Source organism: Bacillus sp. AK031, from assembly GCF_053903065.1.
This window is the reverse complement of record NZ_CP096424.1, coordinates 1,421,144-1,446,734: the sequence shown is the minus strand read 5'-3', so window position 1 is coordinate 1,446,734 and position 25,591 is coordinate 1,421,144. Positions and strand designations below refer to the sequence as shown.

Annotated in this window: 24 protein-coding genes; 11 read left to right on the top strand and 13 right to left on the bottom strand. The window is 44.2% G+C overall.

Annotation, left to right across the window (positions count from 1 at the left end; genetic code table 11):
* Nucleotide 1 precedes the first annotated feature (1 nt).
* Nucleotides 2-550, bottom strand: a complete 549-nt coding sequence (locus M1E09_RS07180; protein WP_456274155.1) for an NUDIX domain-containing protein — start codon at nt 548-550, stop codon at nt 2-4.
* 173 nt (nt 551-723) lie between these two features.
* Here M1E09_RS07180 and mciZ point away from each other — a divergent pair, with 173 nt between their 5' ends.
* The 3 genes from mciZ (at nt 724) to M1E09_RS07165 (ending at nt 6,951) form a co-directional block, all read left to right on the top strand.
* A complete protein-coding gene (gene mciZ, locus M1E09_RS07175) occupies nt 724-897 on the top strand; it encodes a Z-ring formation inhibitor MciZ (protein WP_456274154.1) in 174 nt (57 codons plus the stop codon).
* A gap of 39 nt (nt 898-936) precedes the next feature.
* Complete coding sequence (locus M1E09_RS07170; RefSeq protein ID WP_456274153.1) at nt 937-1,860, top strand: aldo/keto reductase; 924 nt, start codon at nt 937-939, stop codon at nt 1,858-1,860.
* A 735-nt stretch (nt 1,861-2,595) separates the two neighbouring features.
* Nucleotides 2,596-6,951 (top strand): S8 family serine peptidase, encoded by a 4,356-nt coding sequence (locus tag M1E09_RS07165; protein ID WP_456274152.1) that lies wholly within the window; start codon nt 2,596-2,598, stop codon nt 6,949-6,951.
* A 78-nt stretch (nt 6,952-7,029) separates the two neighbouring features.
* Here M1E09_RS07165 and M1E09_RS07160 read toward each other — a convergent pair whose 3' ends face one another.
* The 5 genes from M1E09_RS07160 to M1E09_RS07140 all read right to left on the bottom strand — a co-directional run bounded on the left by M1E09_RS07160 (nt 7,030) and on the right by M1E09_RS07140 (nt 10,732).
* Entirely contained in the window at nt 7,030-7,560 is a 531-nt protein-coding gene (locus M1E09_RS07160) for a GrpB family protein (protein WP_456274151.1), read from the bottom strand.
* Complete coding sequence (locus tag M1E09_RS07155) at nt 7,560-7,811, bottom strand: YqkE family protein (RefSeq protein ID WP_456274150.1); 252 nt, start codon at nt 7,809-7,811, stop codon at nt 7,560-7,562. Before M1E09_RS07155 ends, M1E09_RS07160 begins: the two co-directional genes overlap by 1 nt.
* A gap of 309 nt (nt 7,812-8,120) precedes the next feature.
* Nucleotides 8,121-8,768: a CoA transferase subunit B gene (locus M1E09_RS07150; RefSeq protein ID WP_456274929.1), complete on the bottom strand. Its 648-nt coding sequence runs from the start codon at nt 8,766-8,768 to the stop codon at nt 8,121-8,123.
* A gap of 45 nt (nt 8,769-8,813) precedes the next feature.
* The gene (locus M1E09_RS07145; RefSeq protein ID WP_456274149.1) at nt 8,814-9,503 is read right to left on the bottom strand and encodes a CoA transferase subunit A; all 690 of its coding nucleotides are present in this window, start codon (nt 9,501-9,503) and stop codon (nt 8,814-8,816) included.
* Nucleotides 9,504-9,547: 44 nt separating this feature from the next.
* Nucleotides 9,548-10,732, bottom strand: coding sequence for an acetyl-CoA C-acetyltransferase (locus tag M1E09_RS07140; RefSeq protein ID WP_456274148.1), 1,185 nt, complete (start codon nt 10,730-10,732; stop codon nt 9,548-9,550).
* Nucleotides 10,733-10,895: 163 nt separating this feature from the next.
* Between M1E09_RS07140 and M1E09_RS07135 the strand changes: the two genes are divergently transcribed.
* From M1E09_RS07135 to M1E09_RS07125, 3 genes are all read left to right on the top strand, one after another.
* Nucleotides 10,896-11,801, top strand: a complete 906-nt coding sequence (locus M1E09_RS07135) for a hydroxymethylglutaryl-CoA lyase (protein ID WP_456274147.1) — start codon at nt 10,896-10,898, stop codon at nt 11,799-11,801.
* 56 nt (nt 11,802-11,857) lie between these two features.
* The gene (locus M1E09_RS07130; RefSeq protein ID WP_456274146.1) at nt 11,858-11,989 is read left to right on the top strand and encodes a hypothetical protein; all 132 of its coding nucleotides are present in this window, start codon (nt 11,858-11,860) and stop codon (nt 11,987-11,989) included.
* 437 nt (nt 11,990-12,426) lie between these two features.
* Nucleotides 12,427-13,353: an alpha/beta hydrolase gene (locus M1E09_RS07125; RefSeq protein ID WP_456274145.1), complete on the top strand. Its 927-nt coding sequence runs from the start codon at nt 12,427-12,429 to the stop codon at nt 13,351-13,353.
* A gap of 925 nt (nt 13,354-14,278) precedes the next feature.
* Here the strand turns inward: M1E09_RS07125 and M1E09_RS07120 are convergent.
* On the bottom strand, nt 14,279-14,599 hold the full coding sequence (locus M1E09_RS07120) for an iron-sulfur cluster biosynthesis family protein (RefSeq protein WP_456274144.1): 321 nt from the start codon (nt 14,597-14,599) through the stop codon (nt 14,279-14,281).
* Nucleotides 14,600-14,782: 183 nt separating this feature from the next.
* Here M1E09_RS07120 and M1E09_RS07115 point away from each other — a divergent pair, with 183 nt between their 5' ends.
* Nucleotides 14,783-14,998 carry a CDGSH iron-sulfur domain-containing protein gene (locus M1E09_RS07115; RefSeq protein WP_456274928.1) on the top strand — a complete coding sequence of 72 codons (216 nt, stop codon included), beginning with the start codon at nt 14,783-14,785 and terminating at the stop codon, nt 14,996-14,998.
* 127 nt (nt 14,999-15,125) lie between these two features.
* On the opposite strand, the gene M1E09_RS07110 is transcribed toward M1E09_RS07115, so the two are convergent.
* The 4 genes from M1E09_RS07110 to M1E09_RS07095 all read right to left on the bottom strand — a co-directional run bounded on the left by M1E09_RS07110 (nt 15,126) and on the right by M1E09_RS07095 (nt 18,828).
* Nucleotides 15,126-15,464, bottom strand: coding sequence for a YolD-like family protein (locus M1E09_RS07110; protein ID WP_456274143.1), 339 nt, complete (start codon nt 15,462-15,464; stop codon nt 15,126-15,128).
* A gap of 93 nt (nt 15,465-15,557) precedes the next feature.
* Nucleotides 15,558-16,769 (bottom strand): Y-family DNA polymerase, encoded by a 1,212-nt coding sequence (locus tag M1E09_RS07105; protein ID WP_456274927.1) that lies wholly within the window; start codon nt 16,767-16,769, stop codon nt 15,558-15,560.
* A 284-nt stretch (nt 16,770-17,053) separates the two neighbouring features.
* Complete coding sequence (locus M1E09_RS07100) at nt 17,054-17,848, bottom strand: SDR family NAD(P)-dependent oxidoreductase (RefSeq protein ID WP_456274142.1); 795 nt, start codon at nt 17,846-17,848, stop codon at nt 17,054-17,056.
* 17 nt (nt 17,849-17,865) lie between these two features.
* Complete coding sequence (locus M1E09_RS07095; RefSeq protein WP_456274141.1) at nt 17,866-18,828, bottom strand: MBL fold metallo-hydrolase; 963 nt, start codon at nt 18,826-18,828, stop codon at nt 17,866-17,868.
* A gap of 210 nt (nt 18,829-19,038) precedes the next feature.
* Between M1E09_RS07095 and M1E09_RS07090 the strand changes: the two genes are divergently transcribed.
* Both M1E09_RS07090 and namA read left to right on the top strand, forming a co-directional pair.
* Nucleotides 19,039-20,184, top strand: coding sequence for a glycosyltransferase (locus M1E09_RS07090; protein ID WP_456274140.1), 1,146 nt, complete (start codon nt 19,039-19,041; stop codon nt 20,182-20,184).
* A gap of 83 nt (nt 20,185-20,267) precedes the next feature.
* Nucleotides 20,268-21,284 carry an NADPH dehydrogenase NamA gene (namA, locus tag M1E09_RS07085; RefSeq protein ID WP_456274139.1) on the top strand — a complete coding sequence of 339 codons (1,017 nt, stop codon included), beginning with the start codon at nt 20,268-20,270 and terminating at the stop codon, nt 21,282-21,284.
* 159 nt (nt 21,285-21,443) lie between these two features.
* Here namA and M1E09_RS07080 read toward each other — a convergent pair whose 3' ends face one another.
* Both M1E09_RS07080 and rnz read right to left on the bottom strand, forming a co-directional pair.
* Nucleotides 21,444-21,986, bottom strand: coding sequence for a histidine phosphatase family protein (locus tag M1E09_RS07080; RefSeq protein ID WP_456274138.1), 543 nt, complete (start codon nt 21,984-21,986; stop codon nt 21,444-21,446).
* A 2-nt stretch (nt 21,987-21,988) separates the two neighbouring features.
* Complete coding sequence (gene rnz / locus M1E09_RS07075) at nt 21,989-22,924, bottom strand: ribonuclease Z (RefSeq protein ID WP_456274137.1); 936 nt, start codon at nt 22,922-22,924, stop codon at nt 21,989-21,991.
* A 512-nt stretch (nt 22,925-23,436) separates the two neighbouring features.
* On the opposite strand from rnz, the gene zwf reads away from it, so the two are divergent.
* Nucleotides 23,437-24,906: a glucose-6-phosphate dehydrogenase gene (gene zwf, locus M1E09_RS07070; RefSeq protein WP_456274926.1), complete on the top strand. Its 1,470-nt coding sequence runs from the start codon at nt 23,437-23,439 to the stop codon at nt 24,904-24,906.
* Nucleotides 24,907-24,930: 24 nt separating this feature from the next.
* Nucleotides 24,931-25,551 carry a cyclase family protein gene (locus M1E09_RS07065; protein ID WP_456274136.1) on the top strand — a complete coding sequence of 207 codons (621 nt, stop codon included), beginning with the start codon at nt 24,931-24,933 and terminating at the stop codon, nt 25,549-25,551.
* Nucleotides 25,552-25,591: the final 40 nt, after the last annotated feature.

The following is a 25,591-nucleotide window of genomic DNA, read 5'->3' as shown; positions in this document are numbered from 1 at the left end:
CTTACTTTTGAACCTCTTTCAATTGGAGATATTGAACGGCATAAGCCGTTTTGGCATCATAGATCCTCTGCTCCTCGATCATCTGCTGGGCTTCCTGCAAGCTGATTTCAAGCAGTTCAACAAATTCATCTTCATCTGCTCCACTTGCGTTTTCTATTTCAAAAATATCCTCAGCGATATACAGGTGTACAAGTTCATCGGCAAATCCGGGAGAAGTGTAAAACGATATAAGATGCTTCATATTTTTACAGCCATAACCCGTCTCTTCTTCCAGCTCCCTTTCAGCCGTCTTCTTTGGCTCTTCGCCTTTTTCTAATTTACCGGCTGGAATTTCTACAATTGATTTTTCCAGAGCTTTACGGTACTGCTCTACCATTACGATCTTTCCTTCTTCTGTAAGCGCGATTACAGCCACCGCACCCGGATGCTTGATGATCTCCCGCTTAGATGTTTTTCCATTCGGAAGACTTACTTCATCCACTTGCAAATCAATGATTTTCCCTTGATAAATTTGTTCGGTACTCAACGTTTTTTCCTCAAGTTTTTTCATAGTCCCACTCCTGTTCTATTCCGTTGTATTGATTTCTTCATTATATCAAAGTTTCAATCGGGATCCTTCCACCCGGTTCTCACTCATACATTATCCAATTTTGAATATAGATTAACCACACCCCCTTTATAATTTTCGGATTACAATTTTAAATTCTCTCATGGAGGTCAACTATGAAAGTAATTGTTCATCCAAAAAGAATCATAATATCGGGAAAAGCTTGGGAAGTAAAAGAAAAGCTGAAAGAATACAGCAAACAGTACAAATACGTTGAAGAGTGGACTAAAGCGGCGGCAGCACAAAACAGTAAACTTGGTTTCCACCGTCCTTCTCCGGTACAATATTAGTAATCACCAAGCTATTACAAGAAAGGACGGGTAGGAATCATGAGAACAAGCCGATTAGGCAACTCAGAATTGTTTGTAAGCAAAATGGGGCTTGGCTGCATGTCTTTAGGCACAGACTATTCAAAGGCTCAACCTATTATTGAAGCAGCGCTTGAAGAAGGAATCAATTATTTTGATACAGCCGATCTGTATGATTTTGGCGAGAATGAGAAAGTCGTCGGCAAAGCATTGCAGTCTGTCCGTCAGGATGTCATTATTGCCACAAAAGCAGGCAACCGGTGGGATAATGTCGAGAATGGCTGGCATTGGGATCCCTCGAAGGCTTATATTAAAGAAGCGGCAAAACGCAGTCTAAAAAGGCTTGGAACAGACTACATCGATTTATTTCAGCTTCATGGCGGTACCATTGACGATCCTGCCGATGAGACAATTGAGGCACTTGAAGAGCTCAAGCAGGAAGGCATCATCCGCTATTATGGGATATCGTCGATACGGCCTAATGTCATTAACCGTTTCGCAGAGTCTTCCCATTTAGTGTCAGTCATGATGCAGTACAGTTTACTCGACAGGCGTCCCGAGGAGTTGTTTCCTCTCTTGAAGGACAAGAATATCAGCGTTGTGACAAGGGGCCCTGTAGCCAAAGGTCTTCTCAGTGAAAAAATGCTGGATAAAGCTTCTGACAAAATCAAAGAAAATGGATATCTTGATTACTCGTACGCCGAGCTTGAAAATATCCTAGGAAACTTCAAGGAAAAACTTTCTTCAGGAAGATCCATGAATCAAGCAGCCTTTCAGTATATCCTGAGCCACGATGCCATTTCAGCTGTTGTTCCTGGAGCAAGTTCTGTCGAGCAAGTCCGGGAGAATGCCCAGGCAGTCAAGGCAGCACCTTTGACCAGAGAAGAAATACATTTTCTGAAGGAAATCACAAAGAAAAATGTTTATACCCAACATCGGATTTGAAGCATAGCAGTCCATCCCTGTCCATCCGGGATGGGCTTTTTTGTTTAAAGGTGTATTTACTCATTAGGAATTGCCTATCCAAGAGTGTCGATGAAAGTTAATCAGCATTGTGGAACTCAATCGATTAGCACAGCCTTGAAAGATATATATAGTACAACTTTACTTGTTACTCTGTAGAAATCTCTTAAAAGCAACCCTCCTCTACCACCATGGGTATTATATCGCCATTAACAATACAAAAGACTCACCAATCCCCTTCCCCATCCTTCCTTCTCTAGGGATAAAAGCCTGCCTGCAGATTTGCTTCCATCAAATTCACGGGATATTTCCTCCTAATATTCTTATAGGCATTTTTTTCGCAAAGTTGGCTGCCAGGAAATAGGTCATTGTTTCTGCAGAAGGAAACCAACTGCTCTCCTTTATGCTTTACGGCTTATTTTTGCAAAAGTCCATATGACAAGAATTTAATAATATGAACAAACTCCCAGTTAAATCTTTACGTTAATCCGTTATATGCCTGTAGTTATAATATATTCACTTCTATTGTCCTATGAAAAAATGGCAACAGTGAAACTTCCTGATTATTTTCTGAATATTCAAATTAAATTCGACATAATGGTACAACATTCGCCTCCTGATGTTGGTTATCTTTGGTATACCACCTACGATTTTCCAGGTGAAATAACTGAAAGGAGGATCCGAGTTACCCATTAAAACATTATAGGAGGGAAATGAATGACGGGAAAAAGAAGAAATGTAAAATGGTTGTCCATTGTACTGACCCTGATCATGTTTGTTCCACTAATGTTTCCACCGAATGCTGGAGCGGCTACCACACAACCTGCACTACAAAAAGGTAAACCTTCTGTCTCAGCAAACGACAATGCTAAAGTCAGCCCGCAATCCAAGATTACATCCAAGCTGCAAGATCAATTCAAGAAAGATAAGCACGTCACATACTTAGTGAAGTTCAAGGAGCAGGTAGACACTGAGTCTGTAGCGAAGAACGCCGCTGATAAAGCGAAAAAGCAGAAGCTTTCTGCAAACAATAAAAAACTATTAAAACGGAATATGGTTGTTTCTGAGCTGCGTTCTACAGCCCTTGAAACTCAAGCAGAAGTGAAAAAATACTTAAATAAACAGAAAAAATCGGGTGCCGTTAAAAATATCAAGGATTTCTATGTCGTGAACGGCATGGCTGTCACAAGTACAAAGGAAGTAATGGAAAAAATCGCAAACTTCCCTGAGGTTGAAAAAATCCTACCGAATGAAAAACGCCAGCTTATCCAGCCGGTAAAAGTTGATGCTCTTGCTGCAAGCGTGATGCCTAAAGCAGATAAAGCAGAAAACAGCCCGGCAAACATTGAATGGAACATCGACAGGGTCGGCGCACCAGCTGTCTGGGATATGGGGATTGACGGAGCTGGTACCGTTGTCGCCTCAATCGACACAGGTGTTCAATGGAATCATCCGGCTTTGAAAGAAAAATACAGAGGTTTCGATCCTCAAAGCCCTGACTCACCAGATAATGAATTCAACTGGTTTGATGCTACAGCTGGACAAGAAACACCATATGATGACCAGGGGCACGGTACTCATGTTACCGGGACAATGGTCGGTTCTGAGCCTGATAGCAGCAACCAGGTTGGTGTAGCTCCAGGAGCCAAGTGGATTGCGGTTAAAGCATTCACAGCTGACGGAGGAACCGATGCTGATTTGCTGGAGGCCGGAGAGTGGATTCTCGCTCCAAAAGATGCTGATGGAAATCCGCATCCAGAAATGGCACCGGATGTCGTAAACAACTCATGGGGCGGCGGACCAGGTCTTGATGAATGGTATCGTGAAATGGTAGCAGCCTGGAGAGCGGCTGAAATATTCCCTGAGTTCTCTGCAGGGAACACGGATTTATTCAACCCGGGAGGTCCGGGTTCAGTAGCGACGCCTGCAAACTATCCAGAATCATTCGCTACCGGGGCAACAGATATCAACGATAATCTCGGCAGCTTCTCTCTACAAGGGCCTTCTCCATATGAGGAAGTAAAGCCTGAAATTTCTGCACCTGGAGTGAACATTCGTTCTTCAGTTCCTGGAAGTAACTATGAAGGCGGCTGGAACGGCACATCTATGGCTGGACCTCATGTATCTGCAGTTGTGGCATTATTGAAGCAAGCGGATGCAAGCTTAACAGTGGATGAAATAGAAGAAATTTTAACAACTACTGCCGTGCCGCTAACAGATAATACCTTCCCGGAAACACCTAACAATGGCTATGGACACGGCCTTGTCAATGCTTTTGATGCAGTCTCCTCTGTCATAAGCGGCCTCGGGAAAGTGGAGGGGCAGGTTTCAAAAGAAGGCAACGACACAGAAGCACCAGTTGTCAGTCATGAAGCACCAAATGAATCATTTAAAGAAATGGATCTGACATTGCAAGCAGAAGCCAATGATAATGTCAGTGTTACAAGTGTAACCTTGCAATACCAAAGTCCTGATGGTGAGTGGTCGTCCGTCGAAGCAGCCAGAAATGCCGGCGATTATACTTCTGGCACCTATCAAGCCACTATTCCAGGCGAAGCATTAACTGGTAACAGTGTAACCTATAAATGGAAAGTTCTCGACTTTGGCGGCAATGAAGTTGAGACTGAAGAATATACTGTCACACTTCTTCCAGGTATTTCAGTCGGGTATGAACAGGATTTTGAAAGCAGCCCTGCTGGCTGGACTTCATATGGAGAAGAAAACAGCTGGGAATGGGGAGTTCCTGTCAATGGTCCGGGAAATGCCGTATCAGGTGAGAAAGTCTATGGAACCGCCCTCGCCGGAACCTATGGAAACAGCGCAAATATGTCATTGCAGATGCCCCCAGTTGATTTGCCGGACGGAAACAGTTTCCTTCAATTCAAACAATGGCATGAACTAGAAAACAATTACGATTATGGCCATGTTTTCGTCTCAACAGATGGTGAAAATTGGACCCAAGCACTGCGCGTGAATGGCAGCACAGGCAGCTGGATCGACGGCGAAGTGGATTTAAGCCAATACGCCGGCCAGCGAGTTTACGTCGCCTTCAACGTCACGACAGATGGAAGTGTTGTCAAACAAGGCTGGTATTTGGATGATGTGAAATTAAGTGCTGACTCCATCCTGCCTGCTAAGAAAAAGAATCTTGGCTTCAAATCTAAAGTTGAAAAGTCTTCTTCAATTGCCAAGAAACCAAGTGTCAATCCAAATAAAATCCAATTAGCTGTTAACGCAGCAAAAGAAGCACCTGGCAAGGAAAGCACGCCTGCACCTGTACTGCTTCCTTTACAAGCTGAAGTAAGTGTGTTGGAAACAGGCCGCTCTGTGTATACCAATCCGGCTGACGGTTCATACCAGATGACTCATGCTGCCGGTGAGTTTACATTGCAAGCTTCAACCTATGGTTACAGATCGGCGACACAAGGTGTGACAATTACCGAAGATGGTACATCTACTGCCAACTTCACACTTGAAGAAATTCCTAAAGGAAATGTAACCGGTACGATAACTAATCAAGTTTCAGGAGAACCTGTTACGGGAGCTTCCTTATTCTTGCTTGAAGACGCCGCAGTGGCACCTGTAGAAACAGATGAAAATGGTGAGTTTAACTTAGAAGCGTATGAAGGAGAATACACGTTGAAAGTCGTTGCTCCTTACTTCTACAGCCAGGAAGCAGAGATCACAATCGAAGGCGGAGAAGTCACCAGCGCAGATGTCGCTTTGGAACCATTCATCGGGTATCCTGGTGAAATCGGCTACGATGACGGCACTGCTGAAAATGCCCGTGCATTCTATGATGCCGGTAATGGCTGGGCAGTTAAAATGTCACTTGAAGAAGGAAATGACACTGCTTTAGTGACAGGCGGACTATTCCGATTCTGGGATACTGAATGGCCTGTACCAGGCGGGACAGAGTTCCAAGTAGCTGTTTATGATGCTTCCGGCACAGATGGTGCACCTGGAAAGAAAATTGCCGGTCCATTTGATGGTACAGCTTTACGTAATGGTGAATGGACGCATGTAGATTTAAGCGAGCATGGTATCATGGTCGAAGGTGATTTCTTCATGGTATACGTCCAGACGGCACCAAGCCCTAATACACCAGGACTTGGAACTGATGAAGACGGTGAATACGCTGCGAGAAGCTGGCAGCTTGTCGGAGGCGCATGGTCACTTGCTCCTGAAGAAGAAGGAAACTATATGATTCGTGCAACAGTGAATTATGAAGTGACATCTCCAGTTATTACATCACCTAAAGATCATTCATTCACTAAAAACGATACAGTTACAGTAGAAGGAACATCTGCACCTTCCACAACCGTTCACCTGTTCAACGGGGATGAGGAAGTTGCAGAAACTGAAACGACAGAGGATGGTGCTTTCTCTGCTGATGTTGCCCTGCAAGCCGGCGCGAATACGATAACGGCCAAGGCAGCTACAGAACAAGGAATGACCGGTCCTTCAGAGCCGGTTACTATTACACTTGATCAGGTGAAACCAGAGCTCGTCATCACCTCTCCTGAAGATGGCCTGAAAACAAACCGCGAGGCTGTCACTGTGGAAGGAACTGTCACAGATGATAACCTGGCATGGGTAAAAGTAAACGGTGAAAAGGCTTCTGTAAATGACGGACAATTCAGTCATAGACTGTTGTTGGATCAAGGCGAAAATGTCATCCAGGTTGTCGCAAAAGATAAAGCCGGCAACAAAAAGAAACAAAGCGTTACGGTCCAAGCCAAATTTGGTGACATTGCCATCGACAACCTTCTTCCTGCAGAAGACAAAGAGTTGAAGAAAGGCGAATCTGTTAAAATTGAATTTGACAGTGAGCCAGGTTTGGATGCAGCATTCGTCATCCATATGCCGCTGACAAATGCAAGATCCTCCGTCTCAAACGCAACTGAACTGCCGATGATGGAAACTTCAGACGGACATTATGTCGGATACTATACGGCCACCTCGAATGTTAAAGCACCAGGGGCGGTAATCGAAGTGAAAATCTCGGATGAATTTGGAAATGTAACGACAAAGCGCGCAGACGGAAAATTGTATATTAACACGAAGAAATAAGCTGTAAAAGAAGAAGAGTTGACCAGGGTCAACTCTTCTTCTGTTTTCCTTTTTACTTCATCAGCTGGTAAGATTCTTTCAACCAAGTGAATCCCTTTTCCATTCCATTGCTCTCTTTTCCATCTCCTGAACAAAATTGTTTTTCCCTTCTATGTACGCATTAATATTCGTTGGATGCTTGGCCGCTAAGTCGCTTTTTATCCTGCCATATTTCTCAGCTTCGTCTTTAAAGGTTCTTAAATAATCCCGAAAAACAAGATGCCGCATTACTTCTTCGCTGCCGGAAGGAAAGATATGAACATGGAACAGCCTTATGCCTTGTTCATTTTCCATGAAAAAATATCTGCGGTTAGGAATTCCGTTTTCCCCTTTTGCTTCGTATCCCAAGGTCTCTAATTCAGGAGTTCTCTCATCCGCAGTACTTATATCCGGTACCTCAATCAAGAAATCTATGATCGGTTTTGCCGCCAATCCTTCAACAGATGTCGATCCAATATGATGAATAATGGCATTGTCTCTTTGAAAAACTTTATTCAGCCGCTTTTTTTCATGAAGAAATTGCTCTTTCCAAAGTGGGTTATAGGGTGTAACTTCCACTTTTCTGGTCATTATTTAAAGTCCTTCCAGTTCATGCTGCTTTCCCCGAGTAGTTCTTCGAAAGATTTGTTTTTTTCTCTTTGTCTCGCTTCTTCCCTTTTTCTTTCCGCTTCCTCTTCTTTACGGACACTTTCTGCTTTTTCAAGTTCTTTCTTTTTATCTTTTAGCGCTTGAAATACATCTGACTGCAGCGATTCTTTCAGTGTCACTTCATCATTGTTTTTTGAGGATGTACGCTTTTGCTGTTTTTGTTTTTTCTTCATGCCGTCTTCCTCCTGTGCAGTTTTATTATTGAATATTGACATTGGATGACTTCAAAAGGTCTTGCTGGGGTTGTCGATTTTCTTTTTTTCGGATTCGATGGCGTCAGACCGACTCTCCACGGGTGTCAATTTTCTTTTTTTCAGATTCGACTGCGCCATTCCGCCTCTTCAGGGGTGCCGATTTTCTTTTTTCCAAAATCAAGTACGCCGACGCCGCAATGGTATCCAAGTCAGAGAACTTCACTTTGATTTTATCAAAAAAACAAAAAAAGAGAAGCACTCTGGCTTCTCCTCTTTTAATAGTAACTTTTAGAATGCATCTGTCACCAGACTGTCATCGATGATTAATTCGGGCTCTGTCGTTGACGTAATGTCTTCTACTGTATAGCCTTCTGCCACTTCACGAAGAACGAGACCTTTGTCGGTTACATCAATGACGGCTCTGTCGGTAATGATCCTGTCCACAACCCCTTCACCTGTGAGAGGAAGGCTGCACTCCTTCAGGATTTTCCCTTCACCGTTTTTGTTTACGTGTTCCATAATAACGATAATCCTTCGTGCTCCATGAACAAGGTCCATCGCTCCGCCCATCCCTTTGATCATCTTACCCGGGATCATCCAGTTGGCGAGGTTTCCTTTTTCAGATACTTCCATTCCACCCAAAATCGCAACATTGATATGCCCTCCGCGAATCATCGCGAACGATTCGGAGCTGTCAAAGTAAACAGATCCCGGAATTGCCGTTACCGTTTCTTTTCCGGCATTGATCAGGTCGGCATCTACCTCTTCCTCGGAAGGATAAGGGCCGATTCCAAGCAAACCGTTCTCGGATTGAAGGACAACCTGTTTATTGTCAGATATATAGTTGGCCACCAGTGTCGGCATGCCGATTCCCAAATTGACATAGAATCCATCCTGTATCTCTTTTTCTGCTCTTCTGGCAATCTTTTCTCTCATTTTTGCACGATCCATTTTCTTCTCTCCTTTCCCTTCGTATACTATTTATTGGCTGACGGTTCTTCTTTCAATGCGTTTTTCCTGTTCCGCCTGAATGATACGTTTCACATATATGCTTGGTGTATGGACCTCATTAGGATTGAGATCGCCTGTTTCAACAAGCTCTTCCACCTCTGCAATCGTCACTTTGCCGGCAGCAGCAATCATCGGATTGAAGTTCCTTGCCGTTTTGTTATAAATCAAATTCCCCATTTTATCGCCTTTCCAAGCACGTACCAGGCTGAAGTCAGCAGTATACGCTTCCTCAAGTAAATACTCTTTGCCATTGAAGGTACGTGTTTCTTTTCCTTCAGCAATCGGGGTTCCGACTCCTGCCGGTGTATAAAATGCCGGGATACCTGCTCCGCCTGCACGAATTTTTTCGGCAAGTGTCCCCTGAGGAACAAGCTCGACTTCAATCTCCCCTGAAAGAACCTGCCTTTCAAACTCTTTATTTTCACCTACATATGAGCCGATCATTTTTTTGATTTGTCTATTGCGCAATAACAATCCGAGACCCCAGTCATCCACACCGCAGTTATTGGAAATGACCGTTAAGTCTTTCACTCCCTTGTCAACAAGAGCGAGAATCAGGTTTTCGGGAATTCCGCATAACCCAAATCCGCCGACCATCAAGGTGGCCCCATCTTTAATATCTGCAATAGCTTCATTAAAAGAAGTATATACTTGTTTCATCCCTTCTCCTCCTCTGCTTTCTATTTGAACCCTTTTTAAGCTGGTTAAGCCTTTTCGACTACAGTTGCTACACCCTGGCCTCCGCCTATGCAAAGCGTTGCAAGGCCCAGCTTCGCATTCCTGCGCTCCATCTCATGAATCAGGGTTACAAGGATACGGGTTCCGCTTGCGCCAATCGGATGTCCAAGTGCAATCGCTCCGCCGTTTACATTCAGCCTTTCTTTATCAAATTGCAATTCGCGGTCCACTGCCAGCGACTGTGCAGCAAACGCTTCGTTGGCTTCAACCAATTCAATGTCACCAAGCGATAAGCTTGATTTCTCGAGCACTCTCTTCACTGCTGAAACAGGACCGATTCCCATGACTGCAGGATCGACGGCAGCATTGGCATTCGCTTTAATGGTTACAAGCGGCTTGATTCCAAGTTCTTCTGCCTTTTCTTTTGACATTACGACTACAGCGGCTGCACCGTCATTAATGCCTGATGCATTCCCTGCCGTCACACTGCCTTCTTTTTTAAATGCGGCTCTCAAGCCGGACAGTTTCTCTGCAGTGGAACTCTTGCGCGGGAACTCATCCGTTTTGAATACAATCGGATCTCCCTTTCTCTGCGGGATTTCAACAGGTACGATTTCATTGTCGAACTTCCCGCCTTCCATCGCTTTTGCAGCTTTCTCCTGGCTCCATGCCGCAAATTCATCCTGCTCTTCACGAGAAATGGAATATCGGTCACACAGGTTTTCAGCTGTCATCCCCATGTGATAGTCATTGAACGCACACCACAAGCCGTCGGAAATCATGCTGTCCACTACTTTGCCGTCTCCCATTCTGTAACCGTTTCTGGCTTTTGGCAGCAAGTATGGAGCCTGGCTCATGTTCTCCATTCCGCCGGCTACAACGATATCAGCATCACCAGCAAGGATGGCCTGTGCTGCCAGGTGAACTGTTTTCAGACCTGATCCGCATACTTTATTGATTGTCATAGCTGGAACTGTTTCAGGCATTCCTGCTTTCAATGCTGCCTGTCTCGCAGGGTTCTGTCCTAACCCCGCCTGCAAAACGTTCCCCATGATCACTTCATCCACATCGTTTACTGAAACTCCCGCTTTTTGCAAAGCGTCTTTGATTACAACCGCTCCCAGCTCCGGTGCTGAGATATCCTTTAAAGATCCGTTAAAACTGCCGATTGCAGTACGGACTGCGCTTACTATTACGATTTCTTTCGCCATGTGTTTGTCCTCCTTATGCCCTGTCTTTTTACAGTCTACTTATATTAATTTCTATGTAAGCGGTTAAATTCCTTTTAATTCGTCAAAAAATTTACAGTTGATTTTTAAATCTGAATTTTTCTACAATAGTATTAGAACTTATTCTGTATCTGGAGGAATCTCAATGAACTTACCGAAAAAAGTCACGATCATCGAAGTCGGCCCCCGTGACGGTCTGCAAAATGAAAAAAACTTTGTGCCAACCGAAATCAAAAAGCAATTCATCGGAGCTCTAAAGGCGGCCGGTCTGAAAGAGATGGAACTGACATCATTTGTTTCTCCGAAATGGGTGCCGCAAATGAAAGATGCCGGCGAGATTGTTGAAGCCTGCCTGGACAGTGAGCGCGACATCGTACTCGCTCCAAACCGCAAAGGGGTTGACCGTGTTCTCGAAACAAGGGGTAAAGCAGTTGCTGTGTTTGTAGGCGTGAGCAATACTTTTAACAAGAAGAACATCAATAAGACTACTTCTGAAAGCCTTGAAGAGCTGCGTCCCATCATTCGTGAGCTGAAAGATAAAGGATACTTTGTCCGCGCCTGCATCTCTACCTCATTCTATTGCCCTTATGAAGGAAAAATTCCTGCACAAGAAACCGTTCAGTTGTGCAAAGAATTTGTTGAAATGGGCGCCGATGAACTCAGCGTAGCGGATACCATCGGCATGGCAAACCCTAAAGAATCCTACGAGCTTTTCTCACTTCTGAAAAAGGATCTTCCTGAAGTGCTGATGACCGCTCATTTCCATGACACCCGGAAGATGGCTCTTGCCAACATCCTTGCTTCCCTGCAGGCTGGAGTTGACCGCTTTGACACTTCTGCAGGCGGTCTCGGCGGTTGTCCATTTGCTCCCGGGGCTTCAGGAAACGCCGCTACAGAGGATGTCGTCTATATGCTCGAACAAATGGGGATCAATACCGGAGTCGACCTCGACAAACTTGTCGACGCTGTCGATATTGTCGCACCGCATCTTTCGCGAACGATTGAAAGCGGCTACCACCGTCTGCACTCATCTTCCCAAAAATTTGAATAGCCTTTCCTGCCTGGAGCATCCTAATGCTATATCTTATTTAGGAAAGGAAGAATATCATGAGCCAAAAGCGTGAAAAAGGATACAGCCAAAAAGGGAAACCTAATGCTGATACTGTACAGAATGTCATTTCAAAAGAAGAATTAAATAAAGCGGTTCACCCAACAAACCGCCAGAATTCCGAACAGTAATTTGCAGGTTATTCGGTTATAAACAGTCGGTCCGTATGTGTACGGGCCGGCTGTTTTTTGTTGGATGTAGTTGCACGGGGTATCATTTTTTGGTTTTTCTCTTTTGATGTACTTCGCTTCCAATGCGAGGTGCATCATTTTGTGATTTTTCTTTTTTGATGTACTTCGCTTCCAATGCGAGGTGCATCATTTTGTGGTTTTTTCCCTTTGATGTCCCTCGCTCCCGACACGTGGGACATCATCCTGTGGTTTTTCTCTTTTGATGTACTTCGCTCCCACTGCAGAGGTCATCATTTTCATTTCTTTCTTTTTCTGATGTACCCGGCATGCAGTCCATAACTATAAAGTCGCCCCCCTGCTGCGAGAGCGTTTTCTATACCTGTTTTACATGTAGTGGTAAAATATAGATAACTTAATTTTTTTGGAGGATTTTTATCATGAAAAAGTGGCTTCCTGCTGTAGGCGGGACTTTTGCGGCTGCCGCTGGTCTCGGCATCTACCTGACCAACCGGTTTATGTATTTAAAAAAGAAGGATGAACAGGTGATACTCAGCAGGGAAATATCCGCTGGCCGGTTAAATTTAGAAGAATACCAGGCGCTTCCAAAAGAAGAAGTCAGCATCGCCTCTCCGTTTGGTTATACGATTAAAGCGGTTTTTGTGCAACCAAATCCCGGCAATAAGTATATGATTTTTTGTCACGGGGTGACTGAAAACAAGTTTAACTCACTTAAATATATGAATCTTTTTCTGAAGAAGGGTTTTAACGCCGTGATTTATGACCATCGCCGCCACGGGGAGTCAGGCGGAAAAACGTCAAGTTACGGTTTTTTTGAAAAACATGATCTGAAAGCCGTTGTCGATGAGCTTATCAAACGCCAGGGGGATGATCTTTTTTTCGGCATCCACGGTGAATCAATGGGTGCGGCGACCATGCTGCTTTATGCAGGATCCATTGAAGACCGGGCCGACTTTTATATTGCGGATTGTCCCTATTCCGATTTTGGCGACCAGCTTTCCTACCGCATGACAAAAGAAGTGAAGCTGCCCGTAGGAGGCTTGCTTCTGCCGCTCGCCGACTTGTTTCTCAAGCTTCGTGAAGGATATACACTGAAAGACATCTCACCGCGGTCAGTCGTTGAAAATATCCAAAAGCCGGTGTTGTTCATCCACAGTATCCAGGATGATTTCATCTTGTCCTCGATGACCCAGGAACTGTTTGATAAAAAGCCCGGCAGCAAGAAGCTGTATCTGGCTGTGAACGGCCTGCACGCCCAATCTTATAATGAAAATAAACAAGAGTATGAAAAGGCAATAGATGATTTCCTGGAAGAGATGATTCCAGCCTCTTCTATTTCCCAGTAAAAAGGATGGCCGTTGTGATTATAACGGGTTCGGTTGTTGAGGAGAAAAGCGAAATGACAATAAGAAGAGGACGAAATTCAGCGAGTTCGTCCTCTTCTTATTGTGTGTAAAAAAGGATGGTCCATGCAATTTAAGTAGTTCACTTCAGAGGTGCAAAATGTCAAAATCCAAAGTCTTTAGCATGCGAATTCGCACCCATATTCGTATGCTATTTCTTATTGGTATTGCAGCAAATTATCTACTTTCAAGTGTCCTTTCGCAGGTAGTTTCACACACGTTTCCACAACATTAAAATATATATTTCATCTTGCGAAATGGAAAAAAAACCATCCTTGATTTTGTCCATTATGGTTATAATTCGCTCTTTCATAAGGGTTCCAATATGCAGCGGGTTTACTGTATGAAAACCGGCTTTTCTTCACGTAACAAATAGGTGCCCCCTAGTGTAATCTTATTGGCCCAAAGAAAGTCAGCAGCATGAACTGATGAAAATAAGGGAAGAAACTTCCCTTATTTTGGAAAAGTCGCTAAAAATCGTTGTAATAAGGGAAATATTTACCGCTATTCATATGAAAATCATGTCAAATGTGGTGCTGTATCAGGAATAAGGGAAAAATCTTCCCTTATTTATCGCTCAATCAGCCAGTTTTGCAGTTTAAGGGAAAAATCTTCCCTTATTTTATGGATCTGCGCCCCCTCACTTTAAGATAGGACTTCCTATCATCAAGAAACCATCTTCACTTCATCTTACCATCTTCTTTCCGGAAGGCTGCCAGTTTTGGTTACACTTTACCTTACGAATCAGGGCGCAGATTAGTATTTTAGTTTCCTATGAAAAAAGCAGTTCATTTAAGGGTACAAATCGTGTTTTGCACTCCAAAACTGAACTACTTATATGTAAATGGACCATCCTTTTTTCGCCGGGTTAACGCATGATAAAATTCATTCTCCCGTTCAATATTTGTGACGGACTCTTTAGCTGAAAGGTATTGGAAGAACTTGAAAAGTCAATTTTCATGATGTTATCGTAAAATACCTGTTTTGACTTTTCGACCAGAACGGGCATTGAATCTGTCGTGATTTCGATGTCCTCATCTCCCTTTTTTTCGACATACTCGAGGACAGGGATGCCGCTCACTGCACAGCCGCACCCTTCTGTATCATATTTTATTTTCAGAAAACCTTCTGTATCCCCTATTCTTTCCTTCAGTACTTCCAGCGCATTCGTGGTGATGGTGATCTCCATGTTATTTAGTCCTCCTTGGTGTTCCGCTTTTTGTTTGATTTTATCATATCATGAATTGCCTGTTCATTTTTCGGGATTGAGCGGCGGATCCCTCTTCTCCATGGAAATTGTTGCATTTTTTCATCCTTCCACTTACTATCAAGGTGGGGACTCTTTGTTACATAGTAGAAAGGATGATTGATGATGACAAAAGTACAAATCAAAGTAAATGACAATGGATCATTAAAGGTGACCGGCGATGTAGAACTTATTGACGCTGAAGGCAACGTTTTTCCAACGAAAAATGTATTTTCTTTATGCCGCTGCGGACTTTCTTCAAAGATGCCGTTCTGTGATGCTTCCCATAAAGGCAAGTTTGAATCCTGCGTACGTGCAGAAAAAGTTCTGGATGAAGAATAGTCCACGAAAAGCATCTATTTAGCCTGAAGCTGGATTACACCAGCCGTTTTATAAGCTGCAAACATAAGCCTGGAACAAAAGAGGGTTTCCTCTTTCATTCCAGGCTTTTCTCTTTCTCACCGCGCCTTTAAAACTCTTCTGTAAAACGAATATCGGCAATATCATTGATGGATAAATAGTATGTCTTCTCAAACTGGTCAACGACATGAAGCTTGCTGTTTAAGCCGTCGTAGTAATGAACCCGGCCGATAAGCAGTTCATGGCGCCGTCCGGCATAATGGGTGATGGTGACCAGCCGGCTGAACTCCATGGCTTCAGCGGTTACTTCATTGAGCTCCTCAAGCCGTTGTTCATCTACTTTCTTGCGCTGTTCAAAACTGTCTTCCTTTGCCCAGTCCCTCAGCAGCTTTACGTGCTCCGGAAGCATCATGGAGGTCCATTTAATTCTTCCACGGTCGCGATTCATTTGCATCCCCTCTTTCTCTATTGATTTAGGCGTTTGTGTCCATTTTCAGCAGGAAGTACACTGTTTACATGGAGCATAATATTCTGCTCTGAACTATGCCTTATGCCCTCCTACCAGGGTAGCCCTGTGTTTGGCAGTGCCTGCAGCAGTGTAGGAAATGGCCCGCAGCAGTGCACCCGAACCGTATTTATGGCGGATCTGGTCGACGACGTAGCCCAGTTCCCGTTTCTTCCAGCGGTCGGGTTCAAACAGGCTGATTTGCATGCTTTCGTCCGGCGAGAGGTTGGCGAGGCTGATGGAGATGCTGCGAACGGTTTTTCCATTGTAGTTTTCTTTAAAAAGTTCGAGGCAGACTCTGTACAAGTCCATCGTGATATTGGTTGGTTCTTCGATGGAGCGGGACCGCTGAAAACCTCCTCCAAATTCCTCCTGGCTGTAGCCGACACCAAGGCTGATTGTACGGCCGGCCTGGCGATGATGGCGGGTTCTCCTGGCTACCTCTTCACACATTTCCAATATGACACTTTTGATTTCCTTCTCCTCCTTGTAGTCGCGGAGAAGGATCTGGCTTTTTCCGAAGCTGACCTGCCCTTCCATAATCGGGGCCCCGATCTCTGACAGGTCGACTCCCCATGCGTGATAGTAAAGCTGATTGCCCATGATGCCGAACTTGCTTTCGAGCTTTTCCAAATCATACTTCGCAAGCTGGCCAACGTTGAAAATGCCCATTCGGTTCAGTGTTTTTTCAAGACGCCTTCCGATTCCCCACATTTCGCTTAAGGGAGAAACGGGCCATAATTTACTGGGTACCTCTTCATATGTCCATTCGGAAACACCATATTTTTTCGCTTCCAAATCGAGGCACAGTTTGGACATCAGCATGTTCGGCCCAATGCCGATGGCGCAGGGAAGCTGAAACTCCCTTTCGATATCCTGCTTGATTTTCCAGGCGATCGTATGGGCATCCCCCCACAGGCTCGCTGTGCCGTCAATTTTCAAAAAACTTTCGTCGACACTGTATGTGTGGATCGCATCTTTGGGAACATAACGGTGAAATAAACGGGTGATTTCGGTGGAGATGCGGATGTAGGTGGCCATCGCCGGCTCCACCACCATAATTTTGGGGTCTTTAGGAACTTCGAACAGGCGGGAGCCCGTTTTGATGCCGAATTCCTTTTTTAATTTTGGAGAAGCGGCCAGTATGACACTTCCGGGACGATCCAGCTTTCCGGCAATTGCCAAATAGCAGTCCAAAGGATCCAGCCCCATCATGACAGCCGTACAGCTTGCATAAAAACTCTTCATATCGATGCATAAAATCTTCTGGTCAGGAAGCTCACTATAGTCGACAGTCAATTTTTCCACTCCTTTCAAAAAGGGAACATTCGTTCTATTTTATCTAAAATTGTATACGAATATACGTTCGTTTTCAAATATATTTTGCTGGAACACGGAGAAAATTTATGCGCGCCTGGACAAAAAAGGAGAAACAGCAAGAAATGGGCAATAAGGTAAAACCCCATGGAAAGAAAGCTGATTGCAAACAATGAAAAAACAGTCCAAGGAAACCCTTGGACTGCAAACTAAACTTATTTCTTAAAAAAAGCATTCTTCCCGAGCTTTTCGACAATCCCGGGGAACAGTGTATAGACTACACTGCCGGCATTCATCCAGCGCGGCAGGTTGATTTCTCTTGTGTTTGTAAGCATTTTGCCCACAATCTTTTCAGCGACGGCATCAGGATTAAGCATAAGGCGCTCCACGTTTTTTTCATACGTTCCTGAACGGTCGGCCACGTTGAAAAAGTTGGTGGCAATCGGGCCGGGATTGACGGCAGTGACAAAGATGTTGGAAGATGCCGTTTCCATCCGCAAGCTGTTGGTGAATCCAAGGACCGCATGCTTTGACGCTGAATAGGCACTGGATTTCGGTGTCGCCAGCTTGCCCGCCTGAGAGGCAATATTGATGATGTGGCCTGATTTTCTCTTCTTCATGATTGGCAGCACATGTTTTGTACAGGCGATCAGGCCTAAGACATTCACATCAAACATTCCTTTGATATCCTCAAAGTTCGCTTCATCTGCCTCATCAAAAATTCCATAGCCGGCATTGTTGACAAGTACATCCACATTGCCCGCTTCTCGGTAGATGGATTGAAACACAGAGGGAAGCGAGCTAAAGTCAGACACGTCAACACTGTGAATGAAGGCATTCACTTTGTATTCTCTCTCAATGGTTTGCCCGATTTCCTTCAGTCGTTCTGCATTACGGGCAATCAGTACAACGTTGGCACCCTGTTCAGCCGCTTTAATGGCAATTCTCTCTCCAATTCCTCCAGAGGCCCCGGTAATCACGACATTTTTATTTTTCAAACGGTGGTTCATTAGCCTGCACCTTCCTTCTAACAGAAATAAAACAAGACACCTTTCCGCTCTTCACAATGTACTTCCTGTCTTGCCAGAAGATAGTCAATTTGAGCCTGCGTTTCAGACAGGGTCAAGCCAAGTTCTTTACGATAAACGGCCGGGAACAGTTTTTGGCATAGTGAAAAAAGCGGCTGCGGATTATTTACAAGCATGGCTTTTACATGCATCGCGCGCTCATGCTGCTTCTTCAGCCTCTTATGTATAAGAGCGTGAACGTCCGCCACTTCTCCTCCGTGGCCTGTGTAAGCCAGGCTGATGTCAACCTGCAGCAGCTCGTGAAGCGACTGATTATATTGAAGCATCGGCTTCGGCCTTTCCATCCCCTCTTTTTCAGGAGGTTCAATTAAAGGGTTTGGGGATATATCCGCTAAGATATGATCTCCAGCAATCATGACACCGTCTTTTTCACGCCAGAAAGACAAGTGGCTCTGAGCATGCCCAAGGGTTTCCAGAACCGTCCAATCCTTCATGCCGGGAAGGGATTCTCCTTTATTGGTGGTGCGCGTCAACCCCCTGTGCCCCATAAACTTAAGAGGCGATCTGATCTTTTTGATAAAAGGAAAATATTCCTGCGGCAAACCGGCCTGCATGAACAGCTTTATATAAAATCGGTCATGTTCTTCAAGGAACTCATCTTGCCTGATAAGCCACCTTTCATTCGCAGGGTGGCCAATGATATCAATATTGTCCGGCATCCAGTCAAGCATTCCAGCATGGTCGGGATGATGATGGGTCAAAATAATTTGATCGATATCCCCGACAGAATAACCCAGTTCCGCCATGTTTACATCCAATACGTCCCTTGCCTCCTGTGTCAGCGGTCCCACATCAATCAGGCTCAATGCCTCTCCTTTTACAAGATAGACATTCACATCTCCTACGGCAAACGGAGTCGGAAGGACAATCTTCGCTATATCTCCAGCCCATTTGGCAATCATATTCTTCACCACTTTTTCGAAATATTAAAAATGAATGAGTGTTCATTCTTTTATTTTACCCCTTTTATCTGCAGATGTCATGAAAAGGAGTAAATTTCACACTGCAAAGTTCTTAAACATCCAAAACTGCATCAAGAAATACTACTTGTTAAAATAGAGAACAATAATGGAAATGCAAAACGCAGCCTAAAATGCACAGGAGAATGATAAATGATTGAAATACTAATAATCGTCAACTTGATTGGCTGGAGCATTATTTTTGCAGATATAGGTTTGGGAATGCGAAATATCCATCCTCTGGAGAAAACAGAGTCCCGCCATGACGGACCGCTCGTATCCATCATCGTTCCCGCCCGGAATGAGGAGGACACAATCGAAAAGAGCATTCTGTCACAACTGAAGCTGGAGTATGAAAGGATTGAATGGATTATCGTAAATGATCGTTCAACTGATAAAACCGGAAATAAGATTGACCGGCTTGCAGGAAAAGACTGCAGAATTAAAGCCCTTCATTTAGACACACTGCCGAAAGGGTGGCTCGGAAAAAATCATGCACTATTTCAAGGATATTTGCACTCTCATGGAGAGCTGCTTTTGTTTACAGATGCCGATGTGCATTACAATCCTGAGGTGCTGTCAAAAGCTGTCAATGCACTGCAAATGGAAAAGGCCGATCACTTGACTGCGGCCCCTTCCTTAACAGCAAAAGGCTTCTGGCTGAAGACATTCATTGCCTTTTTCCTCTTCGGGTTTTCCTATTATAAAAGGCCATGGAAGGCGAATGACGAACGTTCTTCAATCGGAATGGGGATCGGTGCCTTTAACCTGGTCACACGAAGGGCATACGAGGAAATCGGTACCCATGAGAGCTTAAAAAACCGCCCGGACGATGATTTGCAGCTGGGAGCTCTTATAAAAAAACATAAACTCGAGCAGAGAATCGTGACGGCAATCAACCTTCTCTCAGTTGAATGGTATCCTACCCTGAGATCCGCGCTTCAAGGGCTAGAGAAAAACACCTTCGCCGGCCTGTATTACCGCTATTCAATGGTGATCCTGGCGATATCAGGGGTGTTATTTTCCCAGGTGCTTCCCTTTATGGCACTGCTGATTCCGGACCTGCAAGTACAGATTTTAAGTGGTGCCGCTATCATCCTGATTTTTCTCAGCTACAGGGCGGTGATTAGAAAAATGACCACCTTTTCTCCGGCTTTGTTCCTCGTCCTCCCGCTTACGGCCCTGATTTTCACTTACAGTATTATCAGAGCGGTGCTGCTCACGTTTGTCCGGGGCGGAGTCTTGTGGAGAGGCACGAAGTACTCGTTGAAAGAACTCAGGAAAATGGATAAGAACTAGGCAAAATCCTTTTTCAGCAAATTCTCAGTTGATATAATAATCATGTCTTTAGGAACACGAAATATCATAAAGGAGCGGATGGAATGTCAGCCAAGCTATTTGAACCATATAAAATTAAAAACATTACATTGAAAAACAGAATTGTCATGGCGCCAATGTGCATGTATTCTTCCCATAATGAAGATGGGAAAGTTGAAAACTGGCACAAAACCCACTATACAAGCAGGGCGGTCGGCGGCACGGGCCTGATTATCCAGGAAGCGACAGCCGTAACACCTCAAGGACGGATTTCCCCCCAGGACCTGGGAATTTGGAGTGATGACCATGTTGAAGGATTAAGCGAACTGGTTTCACTTATGAAAGAGCAAGGAGCCCATGTCGGAATCCAGCTTGCCCACGCAGGCAGAAAGGCTGTCATTGAAGGAGACATCATCGCCCCTTCAGCTATTCCTTTCAATGAAAAAATGAAAACACCAAAGGAAATGACCAAGACTGAAATTGATGAGACAATCTCAGCGTTCAAACAGGGAGCCGAAAGAGCTAAACAAGCGGGATATGATGTAATCGAGATTCATGGAGCCCATGGCTATTTAATTAATGAATTCCTTTCTCCTCTTTCAAATGAACGAACGGATGAATACGGCGGGACTCCAGAAAATCGCTACCGCTTCCTTCGCGAAGTAATAGAAGCAGTCAACTCTGTCTGGAATGGTCCCTTGTTCGTTCGTGTTTCAGCCAAAGACTATGCAGGCGGCGGTTTGGATGCAGAGAATTACGCTGTGTACTCCGCTTGGATGAAAGAACAGGGAGTCGACCTGATTGATGTCAGCTCAGGGGCAGTAGTACCTGCAAAAATCCCAGTGTATCCCGGCTATCAAGTGAAACTGGCCGAAACCATCCGCAGCCAGGCCGATATTGCTGTCGGTGCCGTCGGACTGATCACAACCGGGATTCAAGCAGAGGAAATTCTGCAAAACGAGCGCGCCGACCTCATTTTGCTGGCAAGGGAATTTTTACGGGATCCTTATTGGCCGAGAACGGCAGCAAGAGAGCTTGGAATTGAAATCGAAGCGCCTAAGCAATATGGCCGGGCGTGGTAAAAGAAGAAGGATTAAAAGAGTACAGCGGAGATGCTGTACTCTTTTTATTCGGATCTTTTGAACATGTATTTTTGGAAGGTTTCAGCTGAGAATTAACGGACAAATACTCATATATTTAAATTTTGGCTCATAAATAGAAACCAGAACCCCCCGGTACCTCTATTCACTCCAAATGCGGTTGACAACCGGTTCTCCGTCTTCGAAAACAATATGGTAAACATCCGGATTGCTCAGTTCCATCAGTTCTTTATAGCCAAAGCGGCCATCAAAATACCTAAGCAGCAGCGTCGTTAAATTCCCATGGCTGACCGCAACAATATTCTCATGTTCCCCTTTTACTATATCTTCTAAAAAGGAAGAAGCACGTTCGCAGGCAGTACGATTTGATTCTCCTCCCTCCAGCACAAGGTCAAAATCATCAAAACTTTTTTCCAGGTGAACCATCCAGTCATCAGTGGGACTGCCGCTCAAGATTCTTTCGCCAAGACGGTCATCCTGTATGATAGATATCCCCCTCTTATCAGCAAGCGGCTCGATTGTTTTTACCGCTCTTAAATACGGACTGCTGTATACCGCATCTATTTCTCTATCCGCAAAAAATTCAACCAGGGACTGCGCCTGTTCTTCTCCAAGTGATGTGAGCTTTGCTTCCGGCGGCTGTCCTTCTGCTTTAGCATGGCGAACGATATATAAGTTCTTCATCTTCATTCTTCCTCTCTATGTAATTCTATTGAAACTTCAAAAAAGTCCCTTGCTATGTAACTTTCCGGAAAAACTTCGCGGGCTTCCTGCTCAAGAATCGGCCACTCTGCTTCAGTAAACCGGGAGCTGATATGAGTCAGGTACAGCTTTTTGACTTTTGCATTGAAGGCTGTTTCCGCCGCCTGTTTTGTGGTGGAATGAAAATAATTATGTGCCATCTCTTCCTGATCTTTGCTGAAAGTCGCTTCGTGGATAAGTGCATCCGCATTTTCCGCAAGTACCTGCGCAGCTTCAACAGGCCTTGTATCTCCCAGAACTGCCACAATCCTCCCTTTTACAGGCTGGCCGAGATAATCGGCACCGTTGATGATCCTTCCATCTTCAAGAGTCACAGTCTCCCCTTCTTTAAGCCTTTTAAATAGAGGGCCGGGCTTTACTCCTGATTCTTTTAATTTTTCAGCATGAAGAACACCCGGCTTGTCTTTTTCCATGATCCGGTAGCCAAAGGTCGGCAGGGCGTGGTCAAGCAACCGGGCTTCTACAGAAAACTGGTCATCTTCAAAAATTAAACCATCTTCTATTTCTACTATATCTAATGGATAAAGAAGATGTGTTCCGCTTATCGATAGAGAGACTTCAATAAACTCTTTAATCCCCGGCGGGCCGTAGACCGTCAGTTTTGTTTCTCCCCCTTGAAATGAACGGCTTCCCAGTAGACCGGGAAGCCCGAAAATATGATCTCCATGAAGATGGGTAATGAAGATTTTTTCGATTTTCCTTGGTTTTAAGGTTGTATGTAAAATTTGGTGCTGTGTAGCTTCCCCGCAATCAAACAGCCAGACAGCGCCTCTTTCTTCTAACAGTTTTAACGCAATTGAAGTAACATTTCTGGATTTCGCAGGTACTCCTGCGCCAGTTCCTAAAAAAAGCAGATCCACTTCGTTCACTCCTCTCCTTTTTACAGTTAATAATAGCATAAAGTAATAAGAATGCTGATTAGAGACAATATAATGAAGTAAGAAAATAATTTCAGCATGACATAAATTAAAAATTAGTATGTCACGAAGAACGATTATTGTGTAATATATAGAAAGTACTTGTCGAAATATATACAGCATATGATTTGCTAATTGCAACTGAAGTCTTTAAAATTAAGTACTTGTATAGAGTTCTTTTAAAGGCTGTTTTTTCTAAAAGGTTTGGTTTTGTTAGATTATTTACATTGTTGTTGACATGGAGGCAGAGTCACACGCCTGGAGCGAAAATCACTTAACCCCTTGTAAATAGAGCGTTTTTTGAATATAGTTTCAGCCCATATAATACTATAAACTTTTTCACATTAATGGTCATTTGCTTGAGAAAGCAGTTTCAGTACAAGTGAAATTTTATTTAATAGGAAAAAAGTGAGGTCTTAGCAGTGAAACATAATGATACCCCATCAACTTTACTAATGATTTTCGGCGCAACTGGAGATTTGGCCAAAAGAAAGCTGTTTCCTTCTCTCTATCACCTGTTCAGGAAAGGAAAGATTGCCAAGAACTTTGCAGTCATAGGGGTTGCCCGCCGGCAGTTGTCTACTGAAGATTTTCAGCAGCATGTTAAAGACTCGGTTTTGACTTCAATCGGCAAGGATGAGAATATCGAAGAATTCGTCTCTCATTTCTATTATCAGTCGAACGATGTTTCAGACAGCAATTCATACATAGAGTTAAATGGCTTGGCGAACAAACTGGATGAACAATACGAGCTGCAAGGAAACAGGATTTTCTATCTTGCTATGGCGCCTGAATTTTTTGGAACGATTACTGACCATCTCAAACAGGATGGACTGACAGACACAGCTGGCTTCAAGCGACTTGTCATTGAAAAGCCGTTTGGGCATGACCTTGCTTCTGCAGAAGTTTTGAATGACCAGATCCGTGCATCTTTTTCAGAAGAAGAGATCTATCGTATCGATCACTACCTCGGCAAGGAAATGGTCCAGAATATTGAAGTGATCCGTTTTGCCAACGCTCTGTTTGAGCCATTATGGAATAGCCGCTATATTTCAAATATCCAGGTCACCTCCAGTGAAGAGCTTGGTGTCGAAGACCGGGGCCGATACTATGAAAAAAGCGGTGCACTAAGAGACATGGTTCAAAACCATATGATGCAAATGGTGGCACTCCTGGCAATGGAGCCGCCGATCAAGCTGACAACAGATGAAATCAGAAGTGAAAAAGTAAAAGTGCTGAGAGCGCTTCGCCCGATGAAGCAAGAAGAGGTCAAAGACTACTTTGTCCGGGGACAATATGATGCGGGCAATATGAAAGGCAGCGATGTGCCTGGATACCGCGAAGGAAATAATATTGATTCTGAATCCAATACTGAAACATTTGTTGCCGGGAAATTGATGATCGATAACTTCCGCTGGGCGGGAATGCCTTTCTATATCCGGACAGGAAAAAGAATGAAGGCCAAGTCCACGAAAATTGTGATTCAGTTCAAGGACATCCCGATGAACCTTTATTACAATACAGACAAACAGCTTGCACCTAACCTGCTTGTCATCCATATTCAGCCGGATGAAGGCATCACTCTTCACCTGAATGCCAAGAAAACGGGACAGAATATCGAAACCACTCCTGTAAAGTTGAATTTCGTCAATAATGGCATTGACGGGATGAATACACCAGAAGCTTACGAGAAGCTTCTGCACGACTGTATGCGAGGAGACGCAACCAACTTCACGCACTGGGATGAAGTAAAACTTTCCTGGGCATTCACGGATACCATTTCAAGCGTCTGGGAAAACACAACAGAAGACGAATTCCCGAACTATAAAGCAGGAACAATGGGCCCATTGGCTGCAGACAAGCTCCTTGCGCAAGACGGATTCTTCTGGTGGCCATTTTCAGAAATCGAAGTGGAAGACTGCTAGTCATAATAGAAAGGATGTTTTCTTTTGAAAATCTACGATATCACCGCACCCATCTTTGATGGAATGCCAGTATACAAAAACAAGCCGGAAAAACAGCCGGAAATCAACACAAACACAAACGGACATGTAACAGAGTCAAGAATCTCGTTGGATGTGCATACAGGAACACACGTGGATGCTCCTCTTCACATGATCAATGACGGTGAAACGATTGAAACAATCGATATTCAGCAGCTGGTACGTCCTGTAAAAGTGCTTGACTTAAGTTCTGTTGAAGAGAAAATCACAAAGAAAGATATCGAAAACTATGATATCCAAGAAAATGATTTTCTTCTTTTCAAAACAAAGAATTCCTGGGACACGGAGTTCAACTTTGACTTCATTTATGTAGCGGAAGATGCAGCTGCGTACCTGAAAGAGAAAAAGATTGCCGGTACAGGAATCGATTCTCTTGGGATAGAAAGAGCACAGGAAGGACATCCTACTCACCGCACTCTAATGGGCAGCGGCATCATCATCATGGAAGGCCTTCAGCTAAAGGATATCGAAGAAGGATCCTACTTCATGGTAGCCGCACCATTAAAAATTCAGGGAACAGATGCCTCCCCTGCACGAGTGATCCTGATGGATGAATTGATTGGATAATCGACAGTTGGCAATATAAGCAGAAACTAAAGAAAGACTC